Source organism: Flavobacterium sp. C4GT6, from assembly GCF_036347315.1.
Lineage (GTDB): Bacteria > Bacteroidota > Bacteroidia > Flavobacteriales > Flavobacteriaceae > Flavobacterium.
Genome location: NZ_JAZGZU010000011.1, coordinates 120,919 through 126,918 on the forward strand (window position 1 = coordinate 120,919; position 6,000 = coordinate 126,918).

The 6,000-nt window shown below is 40.6% G+C and carries 2 protein-coding genes; both read left to right on the forward strand.

What is annotated here, in order from left to right; genetic code table 11:
* Positions 1–39: 39 nt before the first annotated feature.
* A complete protein-coding gene (locus tag V3Z67_RS13335) occupies positions 40–5,451 on the forward strand; it encodes a choice-of-anchor L domain-containing protein (RefSeq protein ID WP_330443773.1) in 5,412 nt (1,803 codons plus the stop codon).
* A gap of 88 nt (positions 5,452–5,539) precedes the next feature.
* Positions 5,540–6,000, forward strand: a 461-nt coding sequence (locus V3Z67_RS13340) for a PorP/SprF family type IX secretion system membrane protein (protein WP_330443774.1), incomplete at its 3' end; no start/stop codon positions are given.

The following is a 6,000-nucleotide window of genomic DNA, read 5'->3' on the forward strand; positions in this document are numbered from 1 at the left end:
ATTTTCGGAGTTGTTAAACAAACTGCTAAAATATTTAATATGAAAAAAATTACGCTATTGCTTTTCATGCTCTTAGCGGCGACGAGCGGTTACTCGCAACTTGCCCAAGAAGGGTTTGAGGGGACCTGGCCACCTACGGGCTGGGGTATTTATGACAACGGTTCAGGGTTAGTGCAATCCTGGAAACACACAGATCCTCTTAATACTTTTTATCCTCCTTATGAGGGTACTTATGCTGCTTTTGTAGATAGGGAAACTGCATTGCCCGGAAATGATACTCCTCAGGACTGGTTAGTTACACCGTCAGTATCTCTTCCTGCAAATGCCCAGTTACGCTTTTATTCTAGGTTAACCCTTGCTGGGGATAACGGTGGTTTATACCGTATAATGGTGTCTACGGATGCTGATCCTTCAGATTTAGGTGCTTATACTGAAGTAATCGAGTGGACAGAAGCAGAGATAAATCCTGTTCAATTAGAGTATAATGAAGTGGTTGTTTCACTTTCAGGTTTTGCAGCAGGGACAAATGTTTATATTGCTTTTGTGATGGAAGGTAGTTTTCAGGACCGTTGGTTAGTGGATAACGTTTCTGTCGTTGAAGAATGTTTGGCTCCGGAAAACCTTATGGCAGCAGATATGGGACTTACGACTGCTCATTTAACATGGGATGCAGGAGCTTCTACAGCTTGGGAAGTAGAAGTGCTTCCTGTTGATGCTGCTGCTACAGGCACCGGTGTTAGTGTTACAGGTGCTGCAGAATATGATCCTAATACTTTAACAGAAGATACAAACTATAAGTTTTATGTAAAATCTGTTTGTGAAGAAGGTGTTAACGAGAGTGACTGGGCTGGGCCATACTTTTTTAGTACGGTAGGCTTAGGGGATACTTGTGCTGCACCACTTGAAATTGCTTCATTACCGTTCTCTACTACTGATAACACATCTAACTATGGTAATGACTATAGTGGGATTCCTGGTATGTCATGTGTTGATGGAGATTGGCAGGAATATCTAAATGGTGACGATGTAGTATATTCGTATACTGCTCCTGCAGATGGCACCATTAGTGTTGATATGACAGATGCTGTTTCTGATGCAGCTATTTTTATTTATGACTCTTGTGCCGGTATAGGTACAGACTGTCTTGATGGTGGTATTTTCTCATGGGATGGAACTCCTGTTTCAATTCCGGAATTTGCTGTTACAGCAGGTACTACTTATTACTTTGTAGTATCAAGTTGGGGGCCTTTTCCACAAACTACTCCTTATAATCTTGTGATTCAGGAAGTACACTGTAGTGAGCCTGTAGGGTTGCCTACAACTAATATTGGTCTTACTTCTGTAGATCTTTCATGGGATGAAATGGGTACAGCTACATCATGGGAATATGTTGTACAAGCTCCGGGGTCAGGTGTTCCGGCAGGTGCAGGTACTACTGCCGATTCTAATACAAACTTCCCGGTTTCGGGCTTAACGGCAGCTACTCCTTATGAGTACTATGTAAGAGCAGATTGTGGTGATGGTACATTTAGTGCTTGGGCTGGTCCGTACTTGTTCAATACAATGGTATGTGAAGTTGAAGATCAGTGTACACTTACCTTTATATTAACTTCTCAATGGGGAGGTTTTGATGATAATACAATGAATGTTTCTCAAAACGGAGTTACACTAGCTGTTCTTGGTCCTGATTTTACCTGGGAAGATGGTACAGGTCCTGTAGAGGTAGATGTACAGGTGTGTAATGGTATGCCTGTAGATTTATTTTGGAATGCTGGTGGATGGTCTAGCGATATTGGTATAGCTATTAGAAACTCGTTTGATCAAATTATATATGAGAAAGCAATAGGAGAAGGTACATCAGGTACTTTACTATATTCTGAAACAGTAAACTGTGATACTCCAATGTGTCTTCCTCCAACAAGCTTAGCGGTTTCTAACGAAACTATGACTACTGCAGATTTAAGCTGGCTAGGAACAGAAACAGGTGAGTGGGATTATTATATTGTTGAAGCAGGAGGTGATGCTCCTACAGATGCTACAGAGGGTACTTCTACTACAGAAAACCCTGTAACTGCAGATGGCTTAGAGGCTGCAACAAACTACGAATATTATGTGAGATATGTTTGTTCTGACACTGAAAATAGTGCTTGGGCAGGTCCGTTTGCCTTTAATACTGAGGTTTGTAACCCAGAAGACAAATGTACTTTTGTGTTTGAAATGACTAGCGTTAACGGCTGGGGATGGGAAGATAATACCATGACAGTTTCTCAGGGCGGTGTTCCTGTGGCAACTATTGGTGATACATTTACATGGGGTTACTCAGGTACAGTTGAAATTCCGTTATGTCCGGATGTTGAGATTGAAGTATTTTGGAATGTAGGCGGATGGGATGATTATGAGAAAGGTCTTGTAATTTACAGTCCGTTTGCAGAAGATGTTTATACTATGACTCCTGGTACAGAGACTCAGGGTACTATTGTTATTGAAGGTCCTGTATCTTGTGATCCGCCACCATGTCCTAAACCACAAAACCTAACAGCTACTGATTTACAGCTTAACTCGGCTTTACTGGGTTGGGATGAAATGGGTACGGCAGATACATGGGAGATATGGGTGCTTCCTTACGGTTCTCCTGAACCTACAGAGCCGGGAGTGGTTACTACAGATAATCCATATTTAGCTGAGACTTTAGATTCAGGTACTCCTTATGTATTCTATGTAAGAGCAAACTGTGGAGACGAAGACGGTTATAGTACTTGGTCTGGTCCGCTTGCTTTTACAACTGCTATTGAAAATAACGATTGTGCTAATGCTACAGAAGCACCGGTTAACTTGGGTGTAGATTGTATTGAAAGTGTTACGGGTACTGTAACAGGTGCAAACTCTTCTGGAACTATGGCTAGCTGTAACTGGCAGGCACCTGCTTATGATGTTTGGTATTCATTTACTGCTACAGAAGTTACACATTCTGTTTCTCTTAATAATATGGAAGGCGGTTATTTCTATATGAATATTTATGAAGGTGCCGACTGTGATGCATTAACAGATATATACTGTGGTTATGATACAGCTACTACAGTATCAGGACTTACTCCGGGTGAGACTTATTATATACAGGTTTTTGCAGATTATCTTGACAATCCATCTGCGCCAACTTCATTTGAACTTTGTGTGTTAACACCTGCATCAATAATTGCAGATAATACAACTTACTCTGTAGAGGAAATAGTAACAGAGGTTCTTATAACTTCAGAATGTGCTCAGGTAAGTAATATTTCATGGTCTACAGGTACTTCAAACGATTGGGGTGGTGAAAATGGTATTGCGATGTTTGATAAAGGTATGTCTGCCTTTCCAATGCAAAAAGGTGTTATCCTTGCAACTGGTAATGCTATGAGTTCTCCTGGTCCTAATACAAATACCTTAAGTGAAGGTTTCTGGCCAGGTGATGATGATTTATATAATTATATCGTAAATTCTGGTATCGATCCTGATTTATGGAGTTATAACGATGCTACGGTTCTGGAATTCGATTTTGTTCCGTTAACTAATCATATTAGTTTCCCATTCGTATTTGCTTCTGAAGAGTATGGTACATACCAATGTTCTTTCTCAGATGCGTTCGCTTTCTTCCTTACGGATATTACCAATAACACACCAACAGAGAACCTTGCGGTAATTCCGGGTACAGATATTCCTGTTTCGGTTGTAACAATCAGAAATAGTATGTACAACTCTGGTTGTGGTGATGCAAATATTGATTATTTTGATAGTTACTATGAATTAGGTGATATGTCTGCTCCAATTAATTATAATGGTAATACTGTATTAATGGCTGCACAGGCAGATGTTGTTATGGGTAATACTTACCATATTAAACTTGTAATTGCAGACAGAAATGATAACTCAATGGATTCGGCAGTATTTATCGGTCCGTTTGATATCGGTCAGATTAACCTTGGTGATGACTTACTTGTAGAAAATGGTAATGCATTATGTGAAGGAGGAGAATATGTACTGGAGTCAGCTCTAAACCCGGATGACTATGAAATAATCTGGACTCATACAGATGTCAATGGTGTTGAAACCCAACTGGAAGAAACAGGTGCTACTGTTGTTATTACAGAGCCTGGTACATATACCATTAGTGCTACATACCTATCTTCAACATGTATAGGTAATGATTCTGTAGTTATAGAGTATTTCCCATCGGTTAATGAAGCCGTAGATTTATTTGCTTGTGATAGCTCAGGATTCGATACTTTTGATTTATCTCAAAATGAAGCGGTAATTCTTGCTGGTTTCAATGCGGCAGATTATGAGGTTACATATTATCCTACTGAAGAGGATGCTATGGCAGAGACCAATGCTCTTGATGTGATGTTTACAAATACAGTTCAGTTTGGTCAGCCAGTATTCGCAAGAGTTGAAGGGCTTGTTACCGGATGTGTTTCTGTAAAACCGTTTAACGTTGTTGTGGAAGATAATCCGCCACAATTTACAGTGACTGATGATTTCTCTATGTGTGAAGGAACATCAGGAACTATTACTGTAACTCCGGTTGACTTTGATTTAGCTGATGTAACAATAAGCTGGACTCATAATGACGAAGGGTTAGCAGATACTACAGCAAGTATCACTGTTACAGAAGGTGGTATTTATGAAGTGACGGTTAATAATAACGGATGTTTAAGTACTGCTGCAATAGAGGTTACTTTAGTTGAAATGCCTGTGGCAGATGTGATAGAAGATTTAACTTCATGTGGTGCTTATGTGCTTCCTGCACTAAGCGAAAATAATAACTACTATACTGCTGCCGGTGGAACAGGTGATATGCTTGCTGTTGGAGATGAAATAACAACAGATCAAACTGTTTACATCTTCGCTCAGGTTCCTGGTACAGATTGTTCTGATGAAAGCAACTTTATGGTAACTGTAGTCCCTGCTCCTCAATTTGAAGTAACAGGAGACTGTATTAACAATGAATTTGTACTTCAGGTTAACTTCCTTGATGGTGCTTATAGTAATGCTAATGTAATGTATGAGTGGTTTGACCCAACCGGAGCTACTGTAACAACAGAAACTACCGCTGTGGCAACTATGCAGGGTGCATATCAGGTAACTATAACACCAAGTGAATATGATGAAGCTTGTCCGTTTGTTATGGAATACGAAGTAGAGAATCCAAATTGTATGATTCAAAAAGGTATCTCTCCAAACGGTGATGATAAGAATGACAACTTCGATCTTACAGGATTTAATGTATCTAAACTAAGCATCTTTAACCGTTATGGTGAAGAAGTTTACAGCAGGTCTAACTATATCGACGAATGGTACGGACAAAGTGATAATGGTAAAGAGCTGCCAACAGGTACTTACTATTATGCTATTCAGCGTGTTAATGGCGATAATAAAACCGGATGGATTTACATTAACAGAGAAGAGAACTAAGAATAAATTTTAAGGCAATCAGGCTGCGGAACCCTTTTTCAGGGTTCCCCGGCTCTTGCTTTTGCCTAACAATAAAGAAAACACACACATGAAGAAAATATACCTTGCGGCGCTTTTAGCGCTGTGCGGTCTGGCAGATGTTTCTGCCCAGCAGGATCCGCACTACACGCAGTACATGTATAACATGAACGTGATCAACCCTGCTTATGCGGGTTCAAAGGAGAACTTATCCTTTGGACTATTATACCGCAAACAGTGGGTTGACATAGAGGATGCGCCAACCACGGCGACCTTTTCGGGCAGCAGCCCAGTGGGCAAGAACGTAGGTTTGGGACTATCGGTAATCAACGATGAGATAGGTCCTGTAAAAGAAACCAACGTATATGCCGACTTTTCCTACACCCTTAACCTTGGCGGGGAGCACCGTTTAGCCTTAGGAATTAAGGCGGGTACTACCTTCCACGATGTGGGACTTTTCAGTGAGATTGGTAACGGTAACGTTCCTACACCCGGAGACCCTGCTTTCAGTGAAAACGTAAACAATACCTA

Coding starts and splice junctions, on each gene's coding strand:
- V3Z67_RS13335 (WP_330443773.1), top strand. CDS start 40: ATGAAAAAAATTACGCTATTGCTTTTCATGCTCTTAGCGGCGACGAGC.